The 26037-nt window shown below is 67.9% G+C and carries 22 protein-coding genes; 12 read left to right on the top strand and 10 right to left on the bottom strand.

Annotated features, from left to right (window positions below; all coding sequences use genetic code 11):
• Nucleotides 1-58 precede the first annotated feature (58 nt).
• The 3 genes from ACO07Z_RS14355 to ACO07Z_RS14345 all read right to left on the bottom strand — a co-directional run bounded on the left by ACO07Z_RS14355 (nucleotide 59) and on the right by ACO07Z_RS14345 (nucleotide 2686).
• Complete coding sequence (locus tag ACO07Z_RS14355) at nucleotides 59-574, bottom strand: hypothetical protein (RefSeq protein WP_421699320.1); 516 nt, start codon at nucleotides 572-574, stop codon at nucleotides 59-61.
• Nucleotides 575-583: 9 nt separating this feature from the next.
• Complete coding sequence (gene rlmN, locus ACO07Z_RS14350) at nucleotides 584-1831, bottom strand: 23S rRNA (adenine(2503)-C(2))-methyltransferase RlmN (RefSeq protein WP_421699319.1); 1248 nt, start codon at nucleotides 1829-1831, stop codon at nucleotides 584-586.
• Nucleotides 1832-1933: 102 nt separating this feature from the next.
• A complete protein-coding gene (locus tag ACO07Z_RS14345; RefSeq protein ID WP_421699318.1) occupies nucleotides 1934-2686 on the bottom strand; it encodes a GyrI-like domain-containing protein in 753 nt (250 codons plus the stop codon).
• Nucleotides 2687-2942: 256 nt separating this feature from the next.
• Here ACO07Z_RS14345 and dapF point away from each other — a divergent pair, with 256 nt between their 5' ends.
• The 4 genes from dapF to ACO07Z_RS14325 are packed head-to-tail and all read left to right on the top strand — an operon-like array spanning nucleotide 2943 to nucleotide 6729.
• Nucleotides 2943-3869, top strand: coding sequence for a diaminopimelate epimerase (gene dapF / locus ACO07Z_RS14340; protein ID WP_421699317.1), 927 nt, complete (start codon nucleotides 2943-2945; stop codon nucleotides 3867-3869).
• A 2-nt stretch (nucleotides 3870-3871) separates the two neighbouring features.
• Nucleotides 3872-5173: a tRNA (N(6)-L-threonylcarbamoyladenosine(37)-C(2))-methylthiotransferase MtaB gene (mtaB, locus tag ACO07Z_RS14335; RefSeq protein WP_421700824.1), complete on the top strand. Its 1302-nt coding sequence runs from the start codon at nucleotides 3872-3874 to the stop codon at nucleotides 5171-5173.
• Entirely contained in the window at nucleotides 5170-6123 is a 954-nt protein-coding gene (ftsY, locus tag ACO07Z_RS14330; protein ID WP_421699316.1) for a signal recognition particle-docking protein FtsY, read from the top strand. Before mtaB ends, ftsY begins: the two co-directional genes overlap by 4 nt.
• A gap of 3 nt (nucleotides 6124-6126) precedes the next feature.
• Nucleotides 6127-6729 (top strand): septation protein A, encoded by a 603-nt coding sequence (locus ACO07Z_RS14325; protein WP_421699315.1) that lies wholly within the window; start codon nucleotides 6127-6129, stop codon nucleotides 6727-6729.
• Nucleotides 6730-6760: 31 nt separating this feature from the next.
• On the opposite strand, the gene ACO07Z_RS14320 is transcribed toward ACO07Z_RS14325, so the two are convergent.
• The 4 genes from ACO07Z_RS14320 to ACO07Z_RS14305 all read right to left on the bottom strand — a co-directional run bounded on the left by ACO07Z_RS14320 (nucleotide 6761) and on the right by ACO07Z_RS14305 (nucleotide 12884).
• Nucleotides 6761-7807: an aldo/keto reductase gene (locus tag ACO07Z_RS14320; protein WP_421699314.1), complete on the bottom strand. Its 1047-nt coding sequence runs from the start codon at nucleotides 7805-7807 to the stop codon at nucleotides 6761-6763.
• A 106-nt stretch (nucleotides 7808-7913) separates the two neighbouring features.
• Complete coding sequence (locus tag ACO07Z_RS14315) at nucleotides 7914-9956, bottom strand: acyltransferase family protein (protein WP_421699313.1); 2043 nt, start codon at nucleotides 9954-9956, stop codon at nucleotides 7914-7916.
• Nucleotides 9957-10050: 94 nt separating this feature from the next.
• Nucleotides 10051-12084 carry an acyltransferase family protein gene (locus ACO07Z_RS14310; RefSeq protein ID WP_421699312.1) on the bottom strand — a complete coding sequence of 678 codons (2034 nt, stop codon included), beginning with the start codon at nucleotides 12082-12084 and terminating at the stop codon, nucleotides 10051-10053.
• 134 nt (nucleotides 12085-12218) lie between these two features.
• Nucleotides 12219-12884 (bottom strand): arylesterase, encoded by a 666-nt coding sequence (locus tag ACO07Z_RS14305; protein WP_421700823.1) that lies wholly within the window; start codon nucleotides 12882-12884, stop codon nucleotides 12219-12221.
• A 114-nt stretch (nucleotides 12885-12998) separates the two neighbouring features.
• On the opposite strand from ACO07Z_RS14305, the gene ACO07Z_RS14300 reads away from it, so the two are divergent.
• From ACO07Z_RS14300 to ACO07Z_RS14280, 5 genes are all read left to right on the top strand, one after another.
• Complete coding sequence (locus ACO07Z_RS14300; RefSeq protein ID WP_421699311.1) at nucleotides 12999-13718, top strand: ABC transporter ATP-binding protein; 720 nt, start codon at nucleotides 12999-13001, stop codon at nucleotides 13716-13718.
• On the top strand, nucleotides 13715-16318 hold the full coding sequence (locus tag ACO07Z_RS14295) for an ABC transporter permease (RefSeq protein ID WP_421699310.1): 2604 nt from the start codon (nucleotides 13715-13717) through the stop codon (nucleotides 16316-16318). The genes ACO07Z_RS14300 and ACO07Z_RS14295 overlap by 4 nt, the downstream gene beginning before the upstream one ends.
• A 171-nt stretch (nucleotides 16319-16489) precedes the next feature.
• Entirely contained in the window at nucleotides 16490-17269 is a 780-nt protein-coding gene (locus ACO07Z_RS14290) for a Bax inhibitor-1/YccA family protein (RefSeq protein WP_244450281.1), read from the top strand.
• A gap of 95 nt (nucleotides 17270-17364) precedes the next feature.
• Nucleotides 17365-17769 (top strand): DUF1428 domain-containing protein, encoded by a 405-nt coding sequence (locus tag ACO07Z_RS14285; protein WP_421699309.1) that lies wholly within the window; start codon nucleotides 17365-17367, stop codon nucleotides 17767-17769.
• 179 nt (nucleotides 17770-17948) lie between these two features.
• Nucleotides 17949-19394, top strand: a complete 1446-nt coding sequence (locus tag ACO07Z_RS14280; RefSeq protein ID WP_421699308.1) for an NAD-dependent succinate-semialdehyde dehydrogenase — start codon at nucleotides 17949-17951, stop codon at nucleotides 19392-19394.
• A gap of 81 nt (nucleotides 19395-19475) precedes the next feature.
• Here the strand turns inward: ACO07Z_RS14280 and ACO07Z_RS14275 are convergent, their stop codons facing one another.
• The 3 genes from ACO07Z_RS14275 to ACO07Z_RS14265 all read right to left on the bottom strand — a co-directional run bounded on the left by ACO07Z_RS14275 (nucleotide 19476) and on the right by ACO07Z_RS14265 (nucleotide 22936).
• Nucleotides 19476-21695, bottom strand: coding sequence for a molybdopterin cofactor-binding domain-containing protein (locus ACO07Z_RS14275; RefSeq protein WP_421699307.1), 2220 nt, complete (start codon nucleotides 21693-21695; stop codon nucleotides 19476-19478).
• A 5-nt stretch (nucleotides 21696-21700) separates the two neighbouring features.
• Nucleotides 21701-22159 carry a (2Fe-2S)-binding protein gene (locus tag ACO07Z_RS14270; protein ID WP_421699306.1) on the bottom strand — a complete coding sequence of 153 codons (459 nt, stop codon included), beginning with the start codon at nucleotides 22157-22159 and terminating at the stop codon, nucleotides 21701-21703.
• 153 nt (nucleotides 22160-22312) lie between these two features.
• Nucleotides 22313-22936 carry a TetR/AcrR family transcriptional regulator gene (locus tag ACO07Z_RS14265; RefSeq protein ID WP_421699305.1) on the bottom strand — a complete coding sequence of 208 codons (624 nt, stop codon included), beginning with the start codon at nucleotides 22934-22936 and terminating at the stop codon, nucleotides 22313-22315.
• A gap of 136 nt (nucleotides 22937-23072) precedes the next feature.
• Between ACO07Z_RS14265 and ACO07Z_RS14260 the strand changes: the two genes are divergently transcribed.
• The 3 genes from ACO07Z_RS14260 (at nucleotide 23073) to ACO07Z_RS14250 (ending at nucleotide 26034) form a co-directional block, all read left to right on the top strand.
• Entirely contained in the window at nucleotides 23073-24152 is a 1080-nt protein-coding gene (locus ACO07Z_RS14260) for a putative urea ABC transporter substrate-binding protein (RefSeq protein ID WP_421699304.1), read from the top strand.
• Nucleotides 24153-24366: 214 nt separating this feature from the next.
• A complete protein-coding gene (locus ACO07Z_RS14255; RefSeq protein ID WP_421700822.1) occupies nucleotides 24367-25185 on the top strand; it encodes an ABC transporter permease in 819 nt (272 codons plus the stop codon).
• Entirely contained in the window at nucleotides 25186-26034 is an 849-nt protein-coding gene (locus tag ACO07Z_RS14250; protein ID WP_421699303.1) for an ABC transporter ATP-binding protein, read from the top strand.
• Nucleotides 26035-26037 lie beyond the last annotated feature (3 nt).

Here is a 26037-nt window from a genome sequence, read left to right as displayed (position 1 = left end):
GGACTATAGGCATGGCGCGCGCCGGTGCAAGTATGCGCATAGGTATGCGCCGACGCCGTCAGTTCGCAGGTGGGACGGCCGCCGGCGGCACGGGCTGGGCCGGCGGCAGCGGCGCGGCGGCCTGCGCGGGGCCCAGCGGCTTCCAGAAGCCGGCGCTCCATCCCGCCACCGCCCAATAGACCAGCCCGCCGGCCAGGCCGGCGCCGAGAATGTAGAGCATGCCGTTGAACGGCACGGGCGCATCCGGATAGGGCGGGAAAATCTGTGCTGCGATCAAGGCCGAGATCGCGCCATTGGCGACATGGAACACCCAGGAGCGCACGGCGAACGCCTCAGAGAAGAGCACCCCGATCAGCGCGAGACCACCCATCAGGACGACGATGGCGATCAGCGCAAAAGCGGTGGTCATCAATGCGTCCGCCAGCGCCACCGCCTCGATGTCGGTGACGCCGGAGATGAGGTCGCCCAGCTGCCAGTAGCCGACTAGGATGATGGCCAGCGCGGCGATCATTCCCGCCACGGCGCCGAGCGGCACGATGAGGAGACGCAGCAGCAGGCGCAGCAGGTTGTCCATTACGCGCCCCTATTCCGCCGCCGCCGCCATTGCCCGCAGGGCCAGGCGCTCGCGGGCGGAGAGCTTCTCCGTCTCGCTTTTCAGCTGGCCGCAGGCGGCGAGGATGTCGCGCCCGCGCGGCGTGCGCACCGGGCTGGAATAGCCGGCGCGAAAGACGATGTCGGAGAACTGCTCGATCGTCTCCCAGTCCGAGCACTCATATTTCGTGCCCGGCCACGGATTGAACGGGATCAAATTGATCTTGGCGGGAATGCCGGCGAGCAGCCGCACCAGCGCCTTGGCGTCGGCCGGGCTGTCGTTCACACCCTTGAGCATCACATATTCGAAGGTGATGCGCTTCGCGTTGGACGCGGCCGGATAGGTGCGGCACGCCTCCAGCAAATCCTTCAGGGGGTACTTCTTGTTGATCGGCACCAGCACGTCGCGCAGTTCGTCGCGCACCGCGTGCAGCGAGATGGCGAGCATCGGCCCGACCTCGCGGCCCAGCTTCTCGATCTCCGGCACCACGCCCGAGGTCGACACGGTGATGCGCCTCTTGCCGATGCCGAGACCTTCGCCATCGGCCAGCACCTCGATGGATTTCGCCACCGAGTCATAGGCGTAGAGCGGCTCGCCCATGCCCATGAACACGATATTGGTCACCAGCCGGTCACCCTCGGTCGGAAGACCCGGGCCGACGGCGCGGTCGCGGCCGGGATAGTCGCCGAGCCGGTCGCGCGCCACCATCACCTGCGCCACGATCTCGGCCGCCGTGAGGTTGCGCACCAGGCGCTGCGTGCCGGTGTGGCAGAAGGAGCAGTTGAGCGTGCAACCGACCTGAGAGGAGACGCACAGCGTGCCGCGGTCGCTCTCGGGGATATAGACCATCTCGACATCGTGCGGCTTGTCGCCGGCAATGTCGGGCGGCAGGCGAAGCAGCCATTTGCGGGTGCCGTCATTCGACACCTGCTCGACCACCACCTCGGGACGATCCAGCGAGAAGACAGCGCTGAGCTTTTCGCGCAGACCCTTGCCGACATTGGTCATCTCGTCGAAGGACAGCGCCCCGCGCAGATAGATCCAGTGCCAGAGCTGGGCGACGCGCATGCGGCGTTCGCGCTCCGGCAGGCCGATCTCGGCCAGCGCCTCGGCCAGCCCGGCGCGGTCGAGCCCGGCAAGCGAGCGCTTCGCTTCCGCACGCGGCGTCTCGGCGGAAGCGCCCTCGACGGGGAGACGCGCCCCGGCGGCGGAGGCCGCTGTGGTATCGATGAGGTTCATGTCGCTATCGAAGATGTCCGTTTGCGCGCCTCATAGCACAGAGCGGCGGGCGAGGCGAATGGCCGGGACGCCGGGCACCCATGCGGGGCGGGCCGCCGATCATCACTTCAGCGGCACCCAGATGTCGATGACGAGGTCGTCCTCGGGCGTGGTCCGCGGGTCGGAACGGTATTCCTCGACATAAAGGTCTTGGGCTTCCAGATCCTTGGCGTCGAGCAGGTTGGCGATCTGCTCATAGGTCGGGTCCATGGAATCATAGGGCCCGCGATGGGTGAAGCGCAGCGCCCGGCCGGCGGGCGAGGCGGAGAACATCATGCCGTTCTGCGGCTTGTCCGCCGTCGCGCCCTCGAACGGCACGGCCGCCTCGAAATCGAAGCCGAGATCGTCCGTCGCGGTATAGATGATGAAAGAGGCGCCGTTGGGCTTGAGCTTCAGCCGCGCCATCTCGGCGTCGATCTCCTTCAGCGCCGCGACGATGGTCTTGAAGGCGTCGTCCCAACTGGCATGACCGGCCTTCATCAGCACCGGCACCGGCTTCATCACCGATTCCTCGCCGAACCCGTCGGGCCGCTTCATCGGATCCGGCGCGGGGGCGACATTCTGCGTTTCCACCGCGCGCGGGTCGATCATCGGCGGGGCGATCATGTCGTCGTCGTCAAGCGGCGGCGCATCGGGCGATGCCGGCGCGGGATCGGCGGGCGCGGCGTTCGCGGGCGGAGCGGCAGCCGACGGAGCGGCAACAGGCGGAGCGGCGTCCTGCGCCCGCAGCGTGGCCGGCAGCGCCGGCACGGCCAGCAGCACCAGCAGGAGGAGAAGCCGGCGCGGCAGCGGGCGGGCGGAGACGTTCACCATCATGGTCGATTCACCGGAAAAGGGGCGCGGCGCCGGAAACAAGGCAACAACGCGATTCCTAGCATTCCGCAGGCGCGCCCGCGACGGCCCGCGCGACCCGCCGCGCCGCTTCGCCGCCCCCTGTCGCCGTGCCGCGACACTCACGCCCCGACGGGCGGCCGGCGATAAGTCTGGTCAATCCTCGGCGCTTCGCCATATAAGGACCGCATCCTCGTCAACCCACCGGCGGCCCGTCCGCCGCTGCCGCGAAACCGGGTTCATGGCCGCGCTGGAAAACCGCCCCTTCGTCAAGATGAACGGCCTCGGCAACGAGATCGTGGTGCTGGACCTGCGCGACGCCCCGCTCGCCGTGCCGCCGGAAGAGGCGCGCGCCCTCGCCCGGCCGGAGGTACTGCCCTTCGACCAGATCATGGCGCTCTATCCGCCACAGACCGAGGGCACGCGCGCCTTCGTGCGCATCATCAATGCCGACGGCTCAGAGTCCGGTGCGTGCGGCAACGGCACACGCTGCATCGCGCTTTATGAATCCGGCCGCACCGGCGCCGACCATATCCTGTTCGAGAGCGTCGCCGGCCCGCTGGAATGCACGCTCGCCCCGGAAGGCATCACCGTCGACATGGGCGTGCCGCGCTTCGGCTGGCACGACATCCCGCTCGCCGGCCCGGTAGCGGACACCCGCGCGATCGAATTGCAGGCCGGCCCGGCGGAAGCCCCCGTGCTGCGCGCGCCGGCCGTGGTCAATGTCGGCAACCCGCACGCCATTTTCTGGGTGGAGGACATCAACGCGGTCGACCTCGCCCTTCTTGGGCCGGAGCTGGAACACCATCCGATCTTCCCGGAGCGGGCCAACATCTCCGCCGCGCAGGTGGTCTCGCCCGACCACATCGTGCTGAAGGTGTGGGAGCGAGGCGTCGGCCTCACCCGCGCCTGCGGCACCGCCGCCTGCGCCACCGCCGTCTGCGCGGCGCGCCTCGGCCTCACCGGCCGGCGCGTCACCATCTCCCTGCCCGGCGGCGATCTCGTCATCGACTGGCGCGAGAGCGACGACCATATGTTGATGACCGGTCCGGCCGAGTTCGAGTTCGACGGCCGGCTCACCGCCGCCATGCTCGGCGAAGCCGAGCGTCCTGCCGCTACCTCCGGCGAAGCCGAGCCTTCTGCCATCGCGTCCGGCGACGCCGAGTGACGATGCCCCTCGCCGCCCCGGCCGCTGCGTCCGCCATTGAGGTCGTCAGCTTCGGCTGCCGGCTGAACGCGCTCGATTCCGCCAGCGCCAAGGCAATGGCGGGCGCCGCGGGGCTGGAGAACGCGGTCATCGTCAATACCTGCGCGGTCACCGCCGAGGCGGTGAAGCAGGCGCGCCAGACCATCCGCCGGCTCAAGCGCGAGGCGCCCTCCCGCCGCATCATCGTCACCGGCTGCGCCGCGCAGACCGAGCCCGCCCGCTTCGCCGCGATGGACGAGGTCGATCGCGTGCTCGGCACGGCCGAGAAGACCGCGCCGGAGGCGTGGCAGGCGACCCGCGCCGCGCTCGATTTCGGCCTCGGCCACGAGGCGAAGATCGTCGTCGGCGACATCATGGCGGTGCGCGAGACCGCGCCGCATCTGCTCGACGGACCGGCCGACACGATTGAGGGGCACACGCGCGCCTTCGTGCAGGTGCAGGATGGCTGCGACCATCGCTGCACCTTCTGCGTCATCCCCCATGGGCGGGGCAATTCCCGCTCCGTGCCGATGGGCGCCGTCGTAGCGCGGGTGCGCGAGCTGGTGGAACAGGGCGCGCGCGAAATCGTGCTCACCGGGGTCGACCTCACCTCCTATGGCGCCGGCCTTCCCGGCGCGCCACGGCTCGGCACGCTGGTACGCACCCTGCTGCGCCATGTGCCGGAGCTGCCCCGGCTTCGGCTCTCCTCGCTCGATTCCGTGGAAGTCGACGCCGAGCTGATGCGTGCGCTGGCGGAAGAGGAACGGCTGATGCCGCATCTCCACCTGTCGCTGCAGGCGGGCGACAATCTGATCCTCAAGCGGATGAAGCGCCGGCATTCGCGCGAGCAGGCCATCCGCTTCTGCCGCGAACTGCGCCAAGCCCGGCCGGAAATGGTGTTCGGCGCCGATCTCATCGCCGGCTTCCCCACGGAATCGGAGACGGCTTTCCGCGCCTCGCTCGATCTGGTGGACGCCTGCGGGCTGACCCATCTGCACGTATTCCCCTTCTCCGCGCGCCCCGGCACCCCGGCGGCGCGCATGCCGGCAGTGGACCCCGCAGTGGTGAGGGAACGCGCCCGCCGCCTGCGGGAAAAGGGCGCGCATGCGCTGCTTCGCCACCTCGCTGCCGAGGTTGGCGCGCGGCGCGAGGTGCTGGCCGAGCGCGGCGGCCTCGCCCGCACCAAGAGCTTCACCCCGGTGCGTCTGGCCTCGGCACTGGCGCCCGGCACGCTGACCCATATCCGCATCGCCGGCCATGACGGCGTTCGGCTGATCGCGGCATGACCGACATGAACGACGAGACGACGAAATCCCGCCCCGGATTCTGGAAGCGCCTGACCCAGGGGCTGACCCGCACCGCCACCGGTCTCTCCACCGGCATCACCGACCTATTCACCAAGCGCAAGCTCGATGCCGACACGCTGGAGGACCTGGAGGACGTGCTGATTCGCGCCGATCTCGGCATGGACACGGCCGCCCGCATCGCCGCGGCCGTCGGTAAGGGGCGCTACGACAAGACCATCGAGCCCGAGGAGGTGCGCGCCCTCGTCGCCGCCGAGATCGAGGCGGTGCTGAAGCCGGTGGCGCAGCCACTCGCCTTCGCCGGCGAGACCAAGCCGTTCATCCTGCTGATGGTCGGCGTCAACGGCTCGGGCAAGACCACGACCATCGGCAAGCTCGCCTCCACGCTGAAGGCGCAGGGCAAGAAGGTCGTGCTCGCCGCCGGCGACACGTTCCGTGCGGCGGCCATCGAGCAATTGAAGGTGTGGGCGGAGCGCACCGGCGCCAGCCTCGTCTCCCGTGCCCCCGGCGCCGACGCCGCCGGCGTCGCCTTTGACGGGCTGCAGCAGGCCCGCGCGGAGGGCGCCGACGTGCTCATCATCGACACGGCCGGCCGGCTGCAAAACCGCGTCGAGCTGATGGACGAACTGGAAAAGATCGTCCGCGTCATCAAGAAACAGGACCCCACAGCGCCGCATGCGGTGGTGCTGACACTCGATGCCACGGTGGGCCAGAATGCCCTGCAGCAGGTGGATGCGTTCAAGCGGGTGGCGGGCGTCACCGGCCTCGTCATGACCAAGCTGGACGGCACGGCGCGCGGCGGCATACTGGTCGCCATCGCCGCCAAGCACGGCCTGCCGATCCACCTCATCGGCGTCGGCGAGGGCATTGACGACCTGCAACCCTTCGCGGCGCGCGATTTCGCCCGCGCCATCGTCGGACTGGAGGACTGATCCATGAGCGATGCACCGTCCGGCGCGCCCGCCGGCACCCGCCTGCGCACCATGCACCCGCTGCTGAAATTCGCGCTGGAAATGGGTCCGCTGGTGGTGTTCTTCATCGCCAATGGGCGCGGCGGAATCTATGTCGCCACCGGCGCCTTCATGGTCGCCACCTTCGCCGCTCTAGCGGTGATGTGGATCATTGCCCGCAAGATCGCGGTGATGCCGCTGGTCTCCGCCGGGGTGGTGCTGGTGTTCGGCACGCTCACTCTGGTGCTGCAGGACGACCATTTCATCAAGATGAAGCCGACGCTGGTGAACGCGCTGTTCGGCCTCGCCCTTCTCGGCGGGCTGTGGCTGCGCAAGCCGCTGCTGCCCTATGTGCTGGGCGATGTCTTCGTGCTCACCGACCAGGGCTGGCGCGAATTGACCATTCGCTGGGGCGTGTTCTTCCTCGTCATGGCGGTGCTGAACGAAATCGTCTGGCGCAGCGTCTCCACCGACACCTGGGTGGCGTTCAAGACCTTCGGCTATCTGCCGATCACCCTCGTCTTCGCCATGGCGCAGGTACCGCTGATGACCCGCCACGCCCCGCCCGAAAGCACGGGCGAGAAATAGGCGGCGGGGCCAGCCCGCCGCCCGCGCCCGCTCAGGGGCAGGGATTGCCGCGAAGCTGGTGCACGGCATCGATGCGCTTGAGCACCTCCGGCGACAGCGTCACGTCGACCGCGCCGATGTCGGTGACGAGCTGTTCCATCGTCGTCGCGCCGATGATGACCGAGGTCATGAAGTCCCGCGTCAGGCAGAAGGCGATCGCCATCTGCGAGGGATCGAGCCCGGCGTCGCGGGCGATGGCGAGATAGTCGTCGATCGCCTCCTCCGCCCCCGGCACCTGATAACGGGTCGCGCGCTGGAACAGCGCGGTGCGCGAGCCCGCCGGCAGGGCGCCCTTTTGGTACTTGCCGGTGAGGTAGCCTTGGCCGAGCGGGGAATAGGCGAGAAGCGCCACATCCTCGCGCAGGCTCACTTCGGCCAGCGCCGTCTCATAAGTACGGTTCAGGAGATTATAGGCATTCTGCAGCGAGGCGACGCGCGGCGCGCTGGTCCGCTCCGCCTCGGCGAGGAATTTCATCGTGCCCCAGGCGCTCTCATTGGAGAGGCCGAAATGGCGGATCTTTCCCTCTTTCACCAGTCCGGCGAAGGCGTCGAGCGTCTCGGCGATGGGGGTCTCCGGCCCGGGCGCGCTCTCCCAGCGGGTCGGGTTGGCGCCGAACAGTGCCACCGGCCGGCCAGGCCAATGCAGTTGATAGAGGTCGATGTACTCGGTCTGCAGCCGCGCGAGGCTCTTTTCCACCGCCTCGCGAATCTGGCCGCGCGTCGGGCGCGCGGGTACGCCGTCGTCGCGGAACCAGTCCATCTGCGAGAGGCCGCACACTTTGGTGGCGAGGATCACCTTGTCGCGGTTGCCGCGTGCCTTGAACCAACTGCCGATGATGCGCTCGGTGGAGCCCTGCGTCTCGGGCTTCGGCGGAATCGAATAGAGTTCGGCGGTGTCGAAGAAATTGATGCCGTGGTCGAGCGCATAGTCCATCTGCGCATGGCCTTCGGCCTCTGTGTTCTGTTCACCATAGGTCATGGTGCCGAGACAGATCGTGGAGACCTCGAGGCCGGTGCGGCCGAGCGGGCGATACTGCATGTGGGGAGCTTTTCGCAAAGACGGGGGAAGGTGCGGACAAGATAGGTAGCCCCCGGCCGGGCGGCAAGCCGCCGCCCTTCTCCTTCGGCACATCTACCGGCTACCGTTACGGCAGTGGCGGCGCGCTCCCGCTGGGCTTCAGTTCCTCCGCAATCGTCGTGAACGCCGCCGTCATCGCCGGTTCCACCAGGGCCGCGCCATAGGGGGAAAGGTGGTCGCCGTCGATATAGTAGGCCCCGTTGCGATCGCCCCAGACATAGCGCCCGCCATGGGCGAAGAGCGCGTCGAAGGAGAGCACCCAGACCTTCTCCCCGCGCAGCTTGTCCAGCTCCGCCGTGGCGAAGCCCTGCAGCTTGCCATCCTCCTCCACCGTGGTGGAACTCTCCTCCACCGCCTTCTCGAACTGCGCCGGACCGCTGCCATGGTCGAGATTGAGCAGCACCGCCTGCTCGATTACCTTGCGCGGCACCACCGGGTGTTCCGGCACCTGGTCGATCAGCACCACGGCGGCGCCGAGAGCGCGATAATCCTGCACCGTCGCCGCGAGATGGCTGGAGAAGGTGGCGCGCGACGTCTCGAAGGACGGGAAGGACGGGTCGCCTTCCGGCCCCAGCGCGAAGGAGCGGCCCCGCCCGCGCCGGGCATAGACCGACCAGCGCGCTGCGAGCACCACCACGTCAAAATGCCCGTCGCGCGCGGCCTGCAGCTGGTCGCGCGTGGCCTGCTCACACACGCCGATGTCGAAGATCGCCCGGTGCAGCGTGGTGCGGTTGATCGGCGGGCAACTGGCCAGTGCCATCTGGTAGACCGCGTTGTCGCGTCCGACCCCGGCAAAGGCGGGCAGGATCGAACCGGCATGGCTGTCGCCGATAATGAGGATGCGCAGCTTCGGATGTTCCGGCGTGAACACGGCGCAGAGCGGCGCCCGGTTCTCGCCTGGCGGCACCGGGGCGCAGTCGAGCTTGACAGACGACCGGCGGAACGAGGCCAGAAGCGTGTCGGCATAGCTGCCGGGCGCAACACCGGCGAGCCGGCTGGGAAAGCCGCCCGAGACAGTCATGGCGATACCAACGACGGCGAACAGTCCCCCGACCAGCGCGCTCGCCCGGAAGAGGTCGCGCCGGCTCGGCAGCAGCGGCACCGGGCGGCGGCGGAAGGGCTGCTCGACATAGCGCCAGCTGAGATAGGCAAGCACAAGGGAAAGAACCGCCAGCGCCATCATCAGCGCCGGCGCCGGCTCCACCAGCGAGCGGATGCGCGCGAAGGCGAAAAGCGGCTGGTGCCAGAGATAGGCGCTGTAGCTGATCAGCCCAAGGCCCACCAGAACCCGCGCCGACAGCACCCGCGCCACCACCGTGCCCTTATGCGCGAACAGCACCACCAGCGCCGCCCCGACCACCGGCACCAGCGCATAAAGGCTCGGAAACGGCGTCGCCTCGTCAAAGGCGAAGATCGCGAACAGGATCATCCCCAGCCCGAGCGCGCTCAGCCCGTTGCTGGCGCGCGGCGCGTGGCTGGTGGCGAGAAAGCCGCAGATCGATCCGGCGAGCAGTTCCCAGATGCGGAATTGCGGCAAGTAGAAATTGGCGCGCGGCGCGTAGCGCCAGCCCCATTCGGTGGCGAGCAGGCTGAGCACCGCCACACCGACCACCATCCAGAACAGCCGCCGCCGGCCGAAGCGCCACAGCGCCGCCAGCGTCAGCGGCGCGAACAGGTAATATTGCTCCTCCACCGCCAGGCTCCAGGTGTGGAGCAGCGGCTTGAGCTCTGCGGCGGCGGCGAAATAGCTGCCCTCCTCCTTCCAGAACAGGAAGTTGGAGACGAAGAACACCACCGCCGTGACGCTCTGGCCGAACTCTTTGAGCTGGTCCGGGATCATCCACAGCCAGGCGAAGGGCAGGCAGGCCAGCATCACCACGCTGAGCGCCGGCAGGATGCGCCGCGCCCGCCGCTCATAGAACCGGGCGATGGAGAAGGTGCCGGCCTCAATCTCGTTGAGCAGGATGACGGTAATCAGATAGCCGCTGATGACGAAGAAGACGTCGACCCCGACATAACCGCCGGAGAAGGCTCCGAAACCGGCATGAAACAGGATGACAGGAACGACGGCGACGGCCCGAAGGCCGTCGATCTCGCTTCGATACTTCATGTGCCCCCGCACAGGCCGACTATGCACGCTATGCCCCGGGCCGAGCGTTAGCCCGCCCCGCCGCCCTCGTCGAGAACCGCCGAGACACACAACGTCACAATCCGGGCGTCACCGCCCCAGGCAGCGAGCGCGTGATCGCCGCGAAGGCCTTTGTCACGCTGTCGCGCAAAAACGCGTTGCCATGCACTGAAAGATGGTCGCGGTCGGAATAGAAGGCTCCGTCGCGATCCCCCCAGACATAGCGCCCCTTACGCTCAAAGACCTCGTCGAAGGACAGCAGCCAGACCTTCTCGCCCTTTACCTTCTGCAACTCGCCCACGCTGAAGGCCTGGCGCGCGGCATCCGTCTCCAGAGCGGGGGAACTCTCCCAGATCGCCTGTTCCAGCGCCTCCCCGTCGAACCCGCCGCGCAGGCCGAGCAGAGCCGCCTGTTCCAGGACCTTCTGCGGCAGCACGGCCTGTTCCGGAATCTGGTCCAGCAGCGCCACCGTCACGCCCATTTCGACATAGCGCCGCACCGTCTCGGGCAGCATGGTGGCGAAGGCGTCCCGCGCGTCCGCCTGCGAGGGGTAGCGACGGGCGCCCTCAAGCGAAATCAACACCTTGTTCCTCAGGCCGAAATGGTACATCGACCAGCGCGCGATGAACACGACGATATCGAACGCGCCCTCCTCCGCCGCGCGCAGCTGGCGCCGGGCGAGATCCTCGCACACGCCCAGCTCGAACAGCCCGCCATGCACCGAGACGCCGATCAGCGGCGGGCAGCTCGCCGCGCCCATCCAGTAGACGGCGTCGGTTTCGCCCACCCCGGCGAAGGCGGGCAGCGTTGCCTGGGCATGGCTGTCGCCGATGATGAGGATGCGGTGGCGCGGATTGGCCGGCTGGAAGATCGGACACAGCGGCCCGACCTGGTTGGGGACGCCGCTGCGATCGCAATGGGCGTCGATTGTGGGGCGACCGGCCGAGGCGATCAGCTTTTCCGCCTGACTCCCCTTCTCGATGCTGGCCAGCCGGGAGGGAATGCCCTTGGACACATTGGCGTAGATCCCGACGACGGCGAACAGTCCCCCGACCAGCGCGCTCGCCCGGAAGAGGTCGCGCCGGCTCGGCAGCAGCGGCACGGGGCGGCGACGAAAGGGCTGCTCGACATAGCGCCAGCTGAGATAGGCAAGCACAAGGGAAAGAACCGCCAGCGCCATCATCAGCGCCGGCGCCGGCTCCACCAGCGAGCGGATGCGCGCGAAGGCGAAAAGCGGCTGGTGCCAGAGATAGGCGCTGTAGCTGATCAGCCCAAGGCCCACCAGAACCCGCGCCGACAGCACCCGCGCCACCACCGTGCCCTTATGCGCGAACAGCACCACCAGCGCCGCCCCGACCACCGGCACCAGCGCATAAAGGCTCGGAAACGGCGTCGCCTCGTCAAAGGCGAAGATCGCGAACAGGATCATCCCCAGCCCGAGCGCGCTCAGCCCGTTGCTGGCGCGCGGCGCGTGGCTGGTGGCGAGAAAGCCGCAGATCGATCCGGCGAGCAGTTCCCAGATGCGGAATTGCGGCAAGTAGAAATTGGCGCGCGGCGCGTAGCGCCAGCCCCATTCGGTGGCGAGCAGGCTGAGCACCGCCACCCCGACCACCATCCAAAACAGCCGCCGCCGGCCGAAGCGCCACAGCGCCGCCAGCGTCAGCGGCGCGAACAGGTAATATTGCTCCTCCACCGCCAGGCTCCAGGTGTGGAGCAGCGGCTTTAGCTCGGCGGCGGCGGCGAAATAGCTGCCCTCCTCCTTCCAGAACAGGAAGTTGGAGACGAAGAAGACCACGGCGGTGACGCTCTGGCCGAACTCTTTGAGCTGGTCCGGGATCATCCACAGCCAGGCGAAGGGCAGGCAGGCCAGCATCACCACGCTGAGCGCCGGCAGGATGCGCCGCGCCCGCCGCTCATAGAACCGGGCGATGGAGAAGGTGCCGGCCTCAATCTCGTTGAGCAGGATGACGGTAATCAGATAGCCGCTGATGACGAAGAAGACGTCGACCCCGACATAACCGCCGGAGAAGGCTCCGAAACCGGCATGAAACAGGATGACAGGAACGACGGCGACGGCCCGAAGGCCGTCGATCTCGCTTCGATACTTCATGTGCCCCCGCACAGGCCGACTATGCACGCTATGCCCCGGGCCGAGCGTTAGCCCGCCCCGCCCCTCCCGTCGAGAACCGCCGGGACACACAACGTCACAATCCTGCCATTCGCCGCAGGGGTGGCGGAGGTACGTCAGTCGGGTGCGGCGTTGCCGGCGGGGGCCTGGGTCTTCAGCGTCGCCAGGAACGCCTCCACCGCCGGCAGCATGCGTGCGACGATGATGTCCACCCCCGCCGCCGTCGGATGCACGCCATCAGGCAGGTTCAGCGCCGGGGACCCCGCCACGCCGTTGAGAAAGAACGGGTAGAGCGGAACGTCGTATTTCCGCGCCAGCTTTTCGTAGATGCCGTCGAAACGCGCCTGATAGGCACTGCCGAGATTGGGTGGCGCGCGCATGCCGGCCATCAGCACCGGAATGCCCCGCACTTTCAGCCGCGCCAGAATGGCGTCGAGCGAGCGCTCCGGGATCGCCGGATCGAGGCCGCGCAGCGCGTCATTGGCGCCGAGTTCCAGGATCACCCCGTCCGTCCCCTGGGGGATCGACCAGTCCAGCCGGGCGAGACCGGCGCTGGTGGTGTCGCCGGACACCCCGGCATTCTCGATCACAACCTCGTGTCCCTTGGCCCGCAGCGCCGTTTGCAGCCGTACCGGAAAGGCCTGGCTGGCGGCGAGGCCATAGCCGGCGGTGAGGCTGTCGCCAAACGCCACCAGGCGCACGGGTTCGGCGCGTGCGGCGCTGGCGGCGGCCGTCGCGCCAACAAGCGCAAGGGCGCACAGAGCAAAGAGCCGATGGAGCAATCGTGACAAAGGTCTACCCTTTCGGAAACGGTGCAGCGCAACATATGGTGCACGGGATGCCGGCCTCCAGAGGACAAGGCCCCGCCGGCCCGCAACAGACGCGAAAAGAGCCCCATGCCTTCTGACACGACACAGGCCACCGCCATCCGCCTCGATGGCGTCGAACTCTCTCTCGGCAGCGGTGCGGCGCGCGTGCACATTCTCAAAGGCGTCTCGCTCGCCATTCACCAGGGTGAGGCGGTCGGCCTCGTCGGGCCGTCCGGCTCGGGCAAGTCGAGCCTGCTCATGGTGCTGGCCGGGCTGGAACGGGCGGATGCCGGCCGGGTCGAGGTGGCGGGACAGGAACTCACCGGGCTCGACGAGGACGCGCTGGCGCGCTTTCGCGGCCGGCATGTCGGCATCGTCTTCCAGGCCTTCCACCTCATCCCGACCATGACCGCGCTGGAGAACGTGGCCGTGCCGCTGGAACTGGCCGGCCGTGCCGACGCCTTCGCCCGCGCCGCTGCCGAACTCACCGCCGTCGGCCTCGGCCATCGGCTCGATCACTACCCCTCCCAGCTCTCCGGCGGCGAGCAGCAGCGCGTGGCGGTGGCTCGCGCCCTGGCGCCGGAGCCGCGCATCCTCGTCGCCGACGAGCCGACCGGCAATCTGGACGAGGCGACCGGCAAGCAGATCATGGACCTGCTGTTCGAGGCGCAGGCGCGGCGCGGCGCCACGCTGGTCATCGTCACCCATGACCCGACGCTGGCCAGCCGCTGCAACCGCACGGTGCGGCTGCGCTCCGGTGCCGTCGAGACGGCGGACGCCTTGGCCGGCGCCGGAATCCCCGCATGAGCACAGATCAGATCTCGACACCGGCAGCCGCCGCCGGCCATGCCCTGCCGGTGCGCGCGCCGAGCCGCCGCACCCTGCCGCTGCGCTTCGCCCTGCGGGAGTTGCGCGGTGGCCTGCGCGGTTTCGCCGTGTTTCTCGCCTGCCTCGCGCTCGGTGTCGCCGCCATTGCCGGTGTCGGCGCCTTCTCGCGGGCGCTGACCGACGGGCTGGCCCGCGAGGGCACGACGCTTCTCGGCGGCGATGCCGCCTTCACCCTGGTGCAGCGCGAGGCGAGCCCGGAGGAATACCGGCTCATCGAGGCGGGCGGGCGCGTTTCCACCGTCGCCACCCTGCGCGCCATGGCGCGTGCCGGCAGTGGCGAGGCGCTCGACGCCACGCTGGCGGAGGTGAAGGCGGTGGACGGCGTCTACCCCATGGTCGGCACGCTCGACATCACCCCGCCGCAGCCCCTCGCTGCGGCACTGGCCCGCGACGGCGACGCCTATGGCGCGCTGGTCGATCCCGCCCTCGCCGACCGGCTGCAGCTGAAGACCGGCGACCGTTTCCAGCTCGGCGCCGCGACGCTCATCCTGCGCGGCACGCTCGAGCGCGAGCCGGACCTGCTCTCCACCGGCATCGGATTCGGCCCGCGCGTGCTGATCGCGATCGACGCATTGCGCGCCAGCGATCTGTTGCAGCCCGGCAGCCTGGTGCGCTGGCATTACCGCGTGCGGATGGATCGCCCCGCTGAGCTTTCGGCCTTTGTCGAGCAGGTACAGAAGGGCGCGCCGGAGGCCGGCTTCGAGGCCCGCACCCGCGACGCCGCCGCTCCTCGGCTGGAAAACAATGTCCGCCGCTTCACCGAATATCTCACCCTCGTCGGCCTTACCGCCCTCCTCGTCGGCGGCGTCGGCGTCGCCAATGCGGTGAAGAGCCATCTCGACGCCAAGCGCGGCGTCATCGCCACCTTCAAGAGCCTCGGCGCGCCGGGGCGGACGGTGTTCACGATCTATCTCGCGGAAGTGGGGCTGATCGCGGCGATCGGCATCGCCATCGGCATCGCGGTGGGATCATCGCTGCCCTTCCTCGCCAATGCCGCCTTCGGCCACCTGCTGCCGGTGGCCATCGAGCCGAGCCTGCAGCCCGGCGCGATTCTGCTGGCGCTGGCCTATGGCGCGCTCATCGCCCTGGCCTTCGCGCTGTGGCCGCTAGGCCTCGCCCATGATGTGCCGGTGTCGGCGCTGTTCCGCGAGCATGTGGAAGGCGGGCGCCGCCGGCCGCGCTTCGCCTATGTCGCGTTCACCGGCCTCGCCGTGCTGGCGCTCGCGGCGCTCGCCGTCTACGCCTCGGAGCAGCGCAACATCGCGATGATCTATCTCGCGGCGGCGGCGAGCGTGCTCGTGGTGCTGCGGCTGGTCGGCGCCGGCATCATGGCTATCGCCCGCCGGCTGCCGCGCCCGCGCTCCACGGCGCTGCGCCTCGCACTCGCCAATATCCACCGGCCGGCGGCGCTCACCCCCACCATCGTGCTGTCGCTCGGCCTCGGCCTCACCCTGCTGGTGACGCTGGCGCTGATCGACCGCAGCCTGACGCGCGAGCTCACCTCGCGCCTGCCGACGGAAGCGCCGAGCTTCTTCTTCCTCGACATCCAGAACGGCGAGACCGAAGCCTTCACTCAGTTCCTCAAGCAGAAAGCGCCGGAGGGCGAGGTCGAGGTGGTGCCGATGCTGCGCGGGCGCATCCTCACTTTGGGCCGGCGGGCGGCGGAAAGCCTGGACCCGCCGCCGGAATTCGCCTGGGTTCTGTCCTCCGACCGGGGCATCACCTATGCGCAGACGCTGCCCGAAGGCTCGGTGATGGCGGGCGGCGAGTGGTGGCCGGCCGATTATGCCGGCCCGCCGCTGGTTTCCTTCGAGCGCGAGATCGCCGACGCCTTCGGCCTCAAGATCGGCGACGAGGTGACGGTGAACGTGCTCGGCCGCTCCATCACCGCCACCATCGCCAATCTGCGCGATGTGGAGTGGGAGCGTCTCGCCATCAACTTCGTCATGGTGTTCTCGCCCAACACCTTCGCCGGCGCGCCGCACACCTCGCTGGCGACGCTCACCCTCCCGGAAGGCGGCGATGTCGCCACCGAGCGCAGTCTCGGCCGCGCCGTGGCGGCGGATTTCCCTGCCGTCACCGCCGTGCGGGTGAAGGAGGCGCTGACCCAGATCGGCGAAATCGTCGGCAATCTGCTCATCGCCATACGCGGTGCGAGCCTCGTCACCCTGCTTTCCAGCGTCCTGGTGCTCGCCGGCGCGCTGGCGGCGGGTCAGCATCACCGGGTCTATGACGCGGTGATCCTGAAGACGCTCGGCGCCACAAGGGCGCGGCTCGTGGCCGCCTATGGGCTCGAATATGCCGCGCTCGGGCTTGTCACATCAGTGGTGGCGGTTGGCGCCGGCACGGCGGCGGCCTATGTCGTGGTGGTCTATGTGATGAAGCTGGGCTTTGCCTGGTCCACCGGCGCGGCGCTCGGCGCCGTCGCGGTGGCTTTGGTGCTCACCGTCGGCTTCGGCCTCATCGGCACCTGGCGGGCGCTGGGGCAGAGACCGGCGCGCATCCTGCGCAATCTGTAGCGCGGCGCGCACTAGGCCGGCGGCACGCGCCGCGTGCCGTAGCGTCAAACCTGTCGCAAACTTCACTTGCGGCAGGAAGGTCGCGCCCTCATATTCGACGCACTGACCCACACTGCTCGGCGGAGCGCCGGTGGCGGGGTGGGTGACCGGATTTCGCGAGAGGATTCGACCATGTCCGACTTTAACCGCAACGTCTCCGTGCCGCGCTTCGGGGCGACCGCGGCGCGGACGCAGGCCGAGATCGACCAGGGCCTGCGCGCCTATATGCTGCGCGTCTACAACTACATGACGCTCGGCCTCGCCATCACCGGCGCGGCGGCGCTTGGCATCTACATGCTCGCCGTCTCCGACGTGGCGACGCCCTACCAGTTCGCCGGCATCTACCTGACCGAGTTCGGCGCGACGCTGTTCGGCAGCCCGCTGCGCTATGTCGTGATGTTCGCGCCGCTCGCCGCCGTGCTGTTCCTCAGCTTCCGGGTGGACCGGCTGAGCGTCGCCACCGCGCAGACCATCTTCTGGGTCTATGCCGCGCTTGTCGGCGTGTCGCTGGCCAGCATCTTCCTGGTCTACACGCATGAGAGCATCGTCCGGGTGTTCTTCATCACCGCGGCGGCGTTCGGTGGCCTCAGCCTCTATGGCTACACCACCTCGCGCAGCCTGTCGGGCCTCGGCTCGTTCCTCGTCATGGGCCTGATCGGCATTCTGGTCGCCATGGTGGTGAACATCTTCCTCGTCTCCTCGATGCTGCAGTTCATCATCTCGGTGGTGGGCGTGCTGGTGTTCGCGGGCCTCACCGCCTACGACACCCAGCGCATCAAGGAGATGTACTTCGCCGGCGACGACGACGTGGTGGCCGGCCGCAAGGCGATCATGGGTGCGCTGACGCTCTATCTCGACTTCATCAACATGTTCCTCATGCTGCTGCAGCTATTCGGCAACCGGAACAACTGAGCGCTCTGACGACGCCAAGATGAGGAAAAGCCCCGGCTCGCACCGGGGCTTTTTCGTTGGAGCTCCCGCCCTGCCTACCGCTCTTCCCCAGGGGAATGGACCTACTATCGCGTCCAACTTGGCCAAGGGAGGAGGACGCCACGAGCTATATCGACGGTTTCGTCATCGCCGTGCCGACTACCAAGAAGGAGGCCTACCGCACCATGGCGGAGAAGACGGCGCCGATCTTCTTCGCTCACGGCGCCCTGCGGCTGATGGAGACCTGGGAAGACGACGTGCCACACGGCAAGCTGACCGATTTCCATAGGGCGGTGCAGGCGACGCCCGAGGAAGCCGTGGTGTTTTCCTGGATCGAATGGCCCTCCCGCGAGGCGCGCGATGCCGGCATGAAGGCGTTCATGGACGACCCGCGCCTCAAGGAATTCACCGACATGCCCTTCGACGGCGCCCGCATGATCTTTGGCGGCTTCACCCCCCTGCTCGACATGCGGCCGGACTGAGGCCTTGCCCCACGCCTTCACAACGGATGTGACCGGCGAGTGATTGTCGCCATGCCGGCCGGGCGCTACATAGCCTTGGCCGGCGCCGGCCAGAAGAGCCGCGCCCCGGGAGGCTGAGCCGGTCAGGGCGTACCGCCTGACGGGTTCTCCAGCCTCCCCCTGACGGAGAGGCGGAACCCATGAACTGGGCGGATTTCAAGCGCGACGCGAATCTCATCGACGGGCAGTGGGTCGGCGCCGATGGCGGCGGCACGATCGAGGTCACCAACCCGGCCACGGGCGAAGTGATCGGCACCGTGCCCAATGCCGGCACGGACGAAACCCGCCGCGCCATCGCCGCCGCCGAGCGGGCGTTCGAGAGCTTCTCGCGCACCACGGCGGATGAGCGCGCCAAGCTGCTGCGCCGCCTCTACACCGCCATCATGGACAATCAGCGCGCGCTCGCCGAACTGCTGACCATCGAGCAGGGCAAGCCGCTCACCGAATCCATGGGCGAGGTCGGCGCCAGCGCCGCCTATGTGCTGTGGTTCTCGGAAGAAGCCCGCCGCGTCTATGGCGACGTGATTCCCTCGCCCTGGGGCGAGCGGCGCATCCTCGCGACCAAGCAGCCTGTCGGCGTGGTCGCGGCCATTACGCCGTGGAACTTCCCCTCCTCCATGGCAGCCCGCAAGATCGGCCCGGCGCTCGCCACCGGCTGCACCTCGGTGATGAAGCCGGCGACCCAGACCCCCTATTCCGGCCTCGCCTGGGGCGTGCTGTGCGAACAGGCCGGCTATCCCAAGGGCGTGGTCAACATCCTCACCGGCTCGGCCTCGGCCATTGGCGGCGAGATGACCACCAACCCGACCGTGCGCAAGATCACCTTCACCGGCTCCACCCCCATCGGCAAGCTGTTGATGAAGCAGGCCGCCGACACGGTGAAGCGCGTGTCGATGGAACTCGGTGGCAACGCGCCCTTCGTCATTTTTGACGACGCCGATCTCGACAAGGCGGTGGAAGGCGCCATCGCCTCCAAATACCGCAATTCCGGCCAGACCTGCGTCTGCGCCAATCGCTTCTATGCCCAGGCCGGCATCTATGACGCTTTCGTCGAGAAGCTCGCCGCCGCCTCGGCCAAGCTGAAGGTCGGCTCCGGCCTTGAGGAAGGTGTGGTGCAGGGGCCGCTGATCGACGACAAGGCGATGGCGAAGACCGAGAGCTTCGTCGCCGACGCGCTCGCCAAGGGCGGCAAGGTGGTCACCGGCGGCGGACGGCACGCGCTCGGCGGCCAGTTCTTCCAGCCCACCGTCATTGCCGATGCCACGGCTGAGATGAATTTCGCCCGCGAGGAGATCTTCGGCCCGGTCGCCCCGGTGTTCCGCTTCGAGACCGAGGAAGAGGCGGTGCGCCTCGCCAACGACACCGAGTTCGGTCTCGCCTGCTATTTCTACACGCGCGATCTCGCCCGCGCCTTCCGCGTCTCGGAGCAGCTGCGCTATGGGCAGGTCGGGATCAATGCCGGCGTCATCACCACGGAAGTCGCGCCCTTCGGCGGGGTGAAGGAATCCGGCGTCGGCCGCGAAGGCTCGAAGTACGGCATCGAGGAATATCTCGATGTGAAATATGTGTGCATCGGCGGACTGTAAGCCGGCACACTAACGTCCCAGCAAAAAGGCCGGTCTTGCGACCGGCCTTTTCATTTTACGGAGGTTGCGCCGGACGGGCTGTCAGACCTTGAAATCCTCCAGCCGGAAGGGCAGCGAGCGCAGCCTCTGGCCGGTAGCCGCGAAGATGGCGTTGGAGAGCGCTGGCGCCACGCCGGGCACGCCCGGCTCGCCAATGCCGGTCGGCGGGTTGGCCGAGGGTAGGATATGCACCTCGACCTTGGGCATTTCCGACATGCGCAGCGGCACATAAGTGTCGAAATTGGCCTGCTCGACCACGCCGCCGTCGAGCGTGATCTCGTCATGCAGCGCCGCGCCAAGACCGAAACCGACACCGCCCTCGATCTGCGCCGCGATCACGTCCGGGTTGATGGCGATGCCGCAATCGACCGCGCAGACGACGCGCTCGACCTTGATCCGCCCCTCGACCACCGACACGTCGATGACGCTGCCGACCACGGTGTTGAAGCTCTCATGCAGCGCCACGCCGCGCCCCTTTCCGGCGCCGGGCTTCCCGCCCCATTCCGCCTTCTCCGCCAGCAGCTTCAGCACGGCCGCGTGGCGCGGCTTGTCCTTCAGCAGTTCCAGCCGGAACGCGACCGGATCACGCCCCGCCGCGTGGGCGAGTTCATCGATCATCACCTCCACCACATGGGCGGTGTGGGTGTGGCCGACCGAGCGCCACCACAAGGTGGGCACGCCGACCTTCACCGTGTGCAGGTCGACCCGGAAATCGTTGATGGCGTAATTGGTGTCGGAGGCCCCCTCCACCGATGTACCGTCGACGCCCTCCTTGATGATGAAGGCCTCGAACGGGGTGCCGACGATGAAGGACTGGCCGACGATGCGCTGGTCCCAGCCGGCGATCTTGCCGTCCGCCGTCAGGCCGGCGCGCACCGAGTGGTAGAACATGGGCCGGTAATAGCCGCCCTTGATGTCGTCCTCGCGGGTCCAGACGAGATGCACCGGCGCTCGCCCGTCGATCGCCTTGAGGATGGTGGCGGCTTCGGCGACATAGTCCGCCGGCGGGTTGGCACGGCGGCCGAAGGAGCCGCCGGCATAGAGCGACTCGATCTTCACCTGCTCGGGCTTCACACCGAGAATGCCGGCAGTGACCGCCTGCTCGATGGTCTGGAACTGCGAGCCGGTCCAGATGGTGACGCCCTCGCCGGTCTTCTCGATCACACAGTTCAGCGGCTCCATCGGCGCATGGGCGAGATAGGGGAAGCTGAACTCGGCCTCGATGATCTTCGCCGCCCGCTCCAGCCCCTTGGCCGCATCGCCCCGACGGGCGGCGGGGAGGCCCGGCGTCTTCGCCAGCTTGGCGTATTCGTCGAAGAGCGCGGCGGAGCCGCGCGTCTCGGCCTTGGCCTCGTCCCAGACGAGGCCGGCAAGCGCGTCGCGACCCTGGATCGCCGCCCAGGTGTTGGTAGCGAGCACCGCGATGCCGGACGGCACCGCTGCCACCTCGACCACGCCGGGCACCTTCATCGCGGCAGTGGCGTCGAAGCTCTTCACCGTCGCGCCGAAGCGGTCTGGCCGGCGGACCACGGCGGTAAGCATGCCCGGCCGGCGCATGTCGAGCGCATAGGTCGCGGTGCCGTCGGTTTTGGTAGCGGAATCGAGCCGCGGCAGCTTCGTGCCGATCAGCGTGAAATCCTTGGGATCCTTGAGCCTCACCTCGGCCGGCACCGGCAGCCTCGCCGCCGCCTCGGCGAACTCACCAAACGTGCCGGAATGAGCGCCGCTCGTCAGCACGCCTTTTGCGACTGTGACCGTGTCCGGCGCCACGCCCCATTGCTTGGCGGCCGCCTCCACCAGCATGGCGCGGGCCGCCGCACCGGCGCGGCGCAGCTGGTCCCAGCTATTGGCGATGGAGGTGGAGCCGCCCGTGCCCTGAACGGGGCCGAAAGCGAGATTGTTGTAGAGCTTCGCATCGGCCGGGGCGAAGGCGGTGCGCATCTGACCCCAGTCGGCGTCGAGCTCTTCGGCGACGATGGTCGGCAGGCCGGTGGTGACGCCCTGCCCCATGTCGACATGCTTGATGAGCACGGTCACGGTGTTGTCCGGGGCGATGCGGATGAAGGCGTTGGGCATCGGCGGAGCGGGCGGGGCGGCGGCGGCTTCCTCCGCCTGCGCGAGGCGCGGGGCGAGATGCACGCCGATGACGAGCGCGCCGCCGGCGGCGGCGAGGCCCTTGAGGAAACCGCGGCGCGTGGCCGCCGCCGGGGCGCCCATGCCCGCGAGCATCTGCCGGTATTGGTCGGGTGTGAGGAGGTGCATGGCGATCACCCGAGGTTGGAGGCGGCTTCGTGGATGGCGGCACGGATGCGCTGATACGTGGCGCAGCGGCAGACATTGCCGTCCAAGGCCGCGTCGATGTCGGCGTCGCTCGGGGCGCGGTTCTCGCTCAGCAGCCCGACGGCCGACATGATCTGCCCCGACTGGCAATAGCCGCACTGCACCACGTCCAGCTTGCGCCAGGCGTCGATCACCGCCGCGCCCACCTTGCCGGTGGCGGCGACGCCCTCGATGGTGGTGACGCTCTTGCCCTCGACATCGGACAGAAAGGTCTGGCAGGAGCGCACCGGCGCCCCATCCACATGCACGGTGCAGGCGCCGCACAGGGCGGCGCCGCAGCCGAACTTGGTGCCGGTCAGCCCGGCAAGGTCGCGGATCGCCCAGAGCAGCGGCATAGCGCCGTCAGCGTCCAGCGTCTGCTCGCGACCATTGAGTGTGAATTTCATTAGAACGCCCTCTCCTTCCCGGGGATGAGGACGCGCAACGGCACCCTGTCCACCGCAACAGCAATGGCTGGACGGGGTGTCTGCGCTCCCGGCGGGAGGCTACTGCTTCATGATGAGCGTCATCTAATCACCCTTCCGTGAAGGGAGGGCCGCTCAGGCCGCCGGCAGGCCGCGCACCGCGAGCAATTCGCGCACGAAATCGGCGAGATCGGCGATGTCGGCGACGATACGGTCGTCGCCACGGCTGGCGGAGGCGTGGAAGATGCCGTCGAGCATCAGCCCGATCCGCCGGGCGGTGCGGGCGATGTCGACCGGGGCAAAGGCGCCGCTCGCGACCCCGCGCGCCAGCGCGCCCTCCAGCAGCTGCTGCTCGCGGCCGTAGAAGCCGGCAATCAGCGCGTCGAGTTCCGCGTCGCGCAGGCCGGAGGAGGCATAGTCGCTCATCAGCTTGACCATCAGGGCAAGGGTCGGCGCCAGCTCCATATGGATGTCGAGCCAGGCGAGGATTTCCGCCAGTGGTTCGGCCCCGGCGGCGCGCCGCTCCTCATAGCCGGCCACGAGCTGCTCGATGGCGTGCCCAAGCGCGCGGCGCACCAGATCGTCCTTGTTCTCGAAATAGTGGTAGAGCAGCCCGACATTGATGTCGCAGACCAGCGCGATGTCGCGCACCGTGACAACGGAGAAATGGCGCGACGCGAACAGCCGCAACGCTTCTTCCAGGATCAGCACCCGCCGCTCGGCGGGCTGAAGGCGCTTGCGGGCGGTGCGTGCGGTCATGCGTTTCCTCCGTATTTGTACGGAATTTTCTGCCTTGCTCATATGCTAAGCGTGCCCATTTGTTGGGCTTGCACGTCATATTAAGTCACCGTTTAATAGCCCGGTCCAGCCATTTCAGCGACCGGAGCCACCCCTCATGAAGCGCATAATCAGGGCTGCAGCCGTCTTCGCCAGCCTCGCCGCCGCAGCTCTTGCGGGGGCGCCTGCGGCGCATGCCGCCCCGAAGAAGAGTTTCAAGGTCGCCTATACCGTCTATATCGGCTTCATGCCCTTCGCTTACATGAAGTCTTCCGGCATCATGAAGAAATGGGCCGACAAATACGGCATCGATGTCGAAATCATCCAGGCCAACGACTATGTCGGTTCAATCAACCAGTTCATCGCCGGCGAGATCGACGCGGTGGGCGTGGCCTCGATGGACGGCCTCACCATGCCGGCAGCCGGCGGCGTCGACACCTCCATCCTGCTGATCACCGACTATTCCAACGGCAACGACATCGTTCTGTCCAAGACCGCGAAGAACGTGAAGGAACTGGCCGGGCAGGACGTGTACCTGCTGCAGTACAGCGTCTCGCACTATCTCCTCAATCGCGGCCTTCAGCTCGCCGGCATCGACGACCCCACCGCCACCAAGACGGTGAACATCTCGGATTCGGAAATCTCCGCCGCCTTCATCTCGCAAGCCGACATGAAGCACGCCGTGTCGTGGAAGCCGCTCACCGAGGACATGCTCAAGGTCTCCGGCACCACGAACCTGTTCGACTCATCCAAGATCCCCGGCGAGATCATGGACGTGTTCATCGGCAACACCGCCACGCTCAAGGATAATCCGGACTTCGCCAAGGCCGTGGTCGGCGCCTGGTACGAAGCGCTCGGCATCCTCAAGGCCGGCGGCGCTGCGGGCGACGAAATGCGCGCGGTAATGACCAGCGCCATGGGCACGGATGCCGGCGGCCTGCAGGCCCAGCTCGACACCACCCATTTCTTCTACACCCCCCAGGAGGCGGCCAGCTTCCTGCTCTCGCCCGACAACGCCAAGATCTGGAACAACATCCGCACCTTCTGCTTCCAGCAGGGCCTGTTCGGCCAGGGCGCCACCAGCGTCGATTCCATCGGCATCGAAGTCGCCGACGGCACCGTGCTGGGCGACAAGGGCAACATCAAGATGCGGGTCAATGCCAGCTTCACCAAGGACGCCGCCGACGGGAAGCTGTGAGCGGCGGGCTTCTGCGCCAGTTCCCGGCGACGCCCGAGAGACCGCTCAAAGCACAGTCCTCACAAGGTGTGGGCGCAGCGCGTCCCGAAGGATGGGCTCCCTAAGCGCCCCACCCATCCTTCGAGGCCCCGCCCGGCGGGCGGGCGCCTCGGGATGACGGTCATCACGGGCGCGGATCAGCCTCTGGATGACGATCGCAACCGAAAGGCCCCGCATGCGCCGCATCATCAACTACGCCCCCCGGCCCGGCGTCCGGCTTATCCTCGCCATCCTGCCTTTCGTCATTGTGCTGGCGATTTATATGCTGGGCTCGAATGCCCGCCTCGCGGTCGAGCCGGCCGACAAGCTGATGCCGAGCTTCGCCAGCTTCTGGAACACCATGGTGCGCATGGCCACCACGGTGGACAAGGCGACGAGCCAGTATCTGCTCTGGTGGGACACCTGGCTCAGCCTGCAGCGCCTGTTCCTCGGCCTCGGCATTTCCGCCCTGCTCGGCCTTGTGCTCGGCATCATCGTCGGCTTCGTGCCCTATCTGCGCGCCACCTTCGAACCGTTCTTCGCCGCCTTCTCGCTCATACCGCCGCTGGCGGTGCTGCCAATCCTGTTCATCCTGTTCGGCCTCGGCGAAGCCTCGAAGATCGTGCTGATCGTGTTCGGCATCGCCCCCTTCATCATCCGCGACGTGATGCTACGGGTCTCCGCCCTGCCGACGGAACAGATCATCAAGGCGCAGACGCTCGGCGCCTCGACCTGGCAGATGATCTCCGGCGTAGTGCTGCCGCAGGTGATGCCGCGCCTCATCGACTCGGTGCGGCTCTCCCTCGGCGCCGCCTGGCTGTTCGTCATCGCGGCGGAAGCCATCACCGCCGAGGGCGGCCTCGGCTACCGCATCTTCCTGGTGCGTCGCTACCTCGCCATGGATGTGATCCTTCCCTACGTCATCTGGATCACCCTTCTCGCCTTCCTCATGGATTACGCGCTGCGCCGCCTCGCCGTCGCCGCCTATCCCTGGGACCAGATAAAGGCGGCCTGAATGACCACCATCACCTTCGAGAATGTCTGGAAGGAATATGACGAGCGGGTCGTGCTCGAACAGGTCAACCTGTCGCTCGACGACCACGAATTCCTCGTCATCATCGGCCCTTCCGGCGTCGGCAAGACCACGCTGCTGCGCATGCTGCTCTCGCAGGAGCAGCCGACGCGCGGACGCATCCTGATCGACGGCGAGCCCATCGCCAGCGAGCCGACCGCCGATCGCGGCGTGGTGTTCCAGCGCTATTCCGTGTTCCCGCACCGCACCGTGCTGGGTAATGTGATGATGGGCCCGCAATGGGCTGGTGCGCCCTTCCTCGGCCGCTTCTTCGGCGCCCGCCGCAAGGCGCTGGAAGAAAAGGCGATGGCGCTGCTCACCCGCGTCGGGCTCGGCGAGCATGCGCACAAATACCCCGCCCAGCTGTCGGGCGGTATGCAGCAGCGCCTCGCTTTGGCGCAAGCGCTGATCATGAAGCCGAAAGTGCTGCTGCTCGACGAGCCCTTCGGCGCGCTAGATCCCGGCACCCGCAAATCCATGCATGAGCTGGTGGGCGAACTCTGGGAAGAGAACCGCATGACCATCGTCATGGTCACGCATGATCTGCCCGAGGCCTTCCTGCTCGGCACCCGCGTTATCGCCGTCGACAAGCGGCGCAAGGACCCGCAGGCCCCGGAGCGCTTCGGCGCCAGCATCGTCTCCGATTTCGAAGCCAAGTGCCGCAGCGTGCGCGAATCCCGCCTGTTCGAGGCGGAGCGCGCCCGTGTGCGCCTCGCCCTGCTCGCCGCCGCGCCCGCCACCGGGGACGACCCGGCCGTTCCGGCATTCGAGACTGCTTTAGTGAAGGACTGACAC

This window comes from Ancylobacter sp. (assembly GCF_965229075.1).
Classification (GTDB): Bacteria; Pseudomonadota; Alphaproteobacteria; order Rhizobiales; family Xanthobacteraceae; genus Ancylobacter.
The sequence above is the reverse complement of the archived record's forward strand: the minus strand, read 5'-3'. Positions and strand labels throughout refer to the sequence as shown.

Bases quoted from the DNA above. Each gene is read 5' to 3' on its own strand.
- ACO07Z_RS14355 (WP_421699320.1), bottom strand. From the start codon at position 574: ATGGACAACCTGCTGCGCCTGCTGCTGCGTCTCCTCATCGTGCCGCTC.
- rlmN (WP_421699319.1), bottom strand. From the start codon at position 1,831: ATGAACCTCATCGATACCACAGCGGCCTCCGCCGCCGGGGCGCGTCTC.
- ACO07Z_RS14345 (WP_421699318.1), bottom strand. From the start codon at position 2,686: ATGATGGTGAACGTCTCCGCCCGCCCGCTGCCGCGCCGGCTTCTCCTC.
- dapF (WP_421699317.1), top strand. From the start codon at position 2,943: ATGGCCGCGCTGGAAAACCGCCCCTTCGTCAAGATGAACGGCCTCGGC.
- mtaB (WP_421700824.1), top strand. From the start codon at position 3,872: ATGCCCCTCGCCGCCCCGGCCGCTGCGTCCGCCATTGAGGTCGTCAGC.
- ftsY (WP_421699316.1), top strand. From the start codon at position 5,170: ATGACCGACATGAACGACGAGACGACGAAATCCCGCCCCGGATTCTGG.
- ACO07Z_RS14325 (WP_421699315.1), top strand. From the start codon at position 6,127: ATGAGCGATGCACCGTCCGGCGCGCCCGCCGGCACCCGCCTGCGCACC.
- ACO07Z_RS14320 (WP_421699314.1), bottom strand. From the start codon at position 7,807: ATGCAGTATCGCCCGCTCGGCCGCACCGGCCTCGAGGTCTCCACGATC.
- ACO07Z_RS14315 (WP_421699313.1), bottom strand. From the start codon at position 9,956: ATGAAGTATCGAAGCGAGATCGACGGCCTTCGGGCCGTCGCCGTCGTT.
- ACO07Z_RS14310 (WP_421699312.1), bottom strand. From the start codon at position 12,084: ATGAAGTATCGAAGCGAGATCGACGGCCTTCGGGCCGTCGCCGTCGTT.
- ACO07Z_RS14300 (WP_421699311.1), top strand. From the start codon at position 12,999: ATGCCTTCTGACACGACACAGGCCACCGCCATCCGCCTCGATGGCGTC.
- ACO07Z_RS14295 (WP_421699310.1), top strand. From the start codon at position 13,715: ATGAGCACAGATCAGATCTCGACACCGGCAGCCGCCGCCGGCCATGCC.
- ACO07Z_RS14290 (WP_244450281.1), top strand. From the start codon at position 16,490: ATGTCCGACTTTAACCGCAACGTCTCCGTGCCGCGCTTCGGGGCGACC.
- ACO07Z_RS14285 (WP_421699309.1), top strand. From the start codon at position 17,365: ATGGACCTACTATCGCGTCCAACTTGGCCAAGGGAGGAGGACGCCACG.
- ACO07Z_RS14280 (WP_421699308.1), top strand. From the start codon at position 17,949: ATGAACTGGGCGGATTTCAAGCGCGACGCGAATCTCATCGACGGGCAG.
- ACO07Z_RS14275 (WP_421699307.1), bottom strand. From the start codon at position 21,695: ATGCACCTCCTCACACCCGACCAATACCGGCAGATGCTCGCGGGCATG.
- ACO07Z_RS14270 (WP_421699306.1), bottom strand. From the start codon at position 22,159: ATGAAATTCACACTCAATGGTCGCGAGCAGACGCTGGACGCTGACGGC.
- ACO07Z_RS14265 (WP_421699305.1), bottom strand. From the start codon at position 22,936: ATGACCGCACGCACCGCCCGCAAGCGCCTTCAGCCCGCCGAGCGGCGG.
- ACO07Z_RS14260 (WP_421699304.1), top strand. From the start codon at position 23,073: ATGAAGCGCATAATCAGGGCTGCAGCCGTCTTCGCCAGCCTCGCCGCC.
- ACO07Z_RS14255 (WP_421700822.1), top strand. From the start codon at position 24,367: ATGCGCCGCATCATCAACTACGCCCCCCGGCCCGGCGTCCGGCTTATC.
- ACO07Z_RS14250 (WP_421699303.1), top strand. From the start codon at position 25,186: ATGACCACCATCACCTTCGAGAATGTCTGGAAGGAATATGACGAGCGG.